The sequence below is a fragment of the Streptomyces atratus genome (assembly GCF_014648655.1).
Classification (GTDB): Bacteria; Actinomycetota; Actinomycetes; order Streptomycetales; family Streptomycetaceae; genus Streptomyces; species Streptomyces atratus.
Genome location: NZ_BMRN01000211.1, coordinates 1 through 756, shown reverse-complemented (window position 1 = coordinate 756; position 756 = coordinate 1). Strand labels below are relative to the sequence as shown.

At 69.4% G+C, this 756-nt stretch carries 1 protein-coding gene; it reads left to right on the top strand.

From position 1 onward, the window contains the following. Positions 1–756 (top strand): AMP-binding protein (locus tag IEZ15_RS44155; protein WP_189282542.1); only part of this gene is annotated, 756 nt, incomplete at both ends.

Genomic DNA, 756 nt, shown 5'->3' with positions numbered 1-756 from the left:
GACGGCGCTGTCGGCGTTCGCGCATCAGGATGTGCCGTTCGAGCACCTGGTGGAGGTGCTGAATCCGTCCCGGTCGCTGTCCCACCACCCGCTGTTCCAGACCGTCTTGGCCGTGCAGAACGCTCCGATGGGCCGCTTCTCGCTGCCCGGCCTGGACGTCGCCACCTACGCAGTGCCCACCGGAACCGCCAAGTTCGACCTCGGTGTGAACCTTGCTGAACGGTTCGGGCCGGACGGAAAGCCGGCCGGGATCGTCGGCGCTGTGGAGTACGCAACCGACCTGTTCGACCGGGATACGGTCGCCGCCCTCGCCCGGCGCTGGACGCTCCTGCTGGAGGCGGTCACCGCCGACCCGGAGCAGCCGATCGGGGAGATCGACCTCCTCGACGCCGGTGAGCGTCGTCGACTCCTGGAGAGTGGCAACGCGACCGCCCGTGAGGTGGGCGCCGTCCCGGTGCCGCAGGCGTTCGCGGTGCAGGTGGCGGCGACGCCGGATGCGGTCGCGCTTGTCTGTGGTGATGTCGAGTTGACGTACGGGCAGTTGAATGTTCGGGCGAATCGGTTGGCGCATGCGCTGATCGCTCGGGGTGTGGGTCCGGAGCAGATCGTGGCGGTGGCGTTGCCGCGGTCGCCGGAGTCGGTGGTGGCGGTCCTGGGCGTGCTGAAGGCCGGGGCCGCGTACCTTCCGGTGGATCTGTCGTACCCGCGGTCGCGGATCGCGTTCATGCTGGACGACGCTCGCCCGACGGTGGTGAT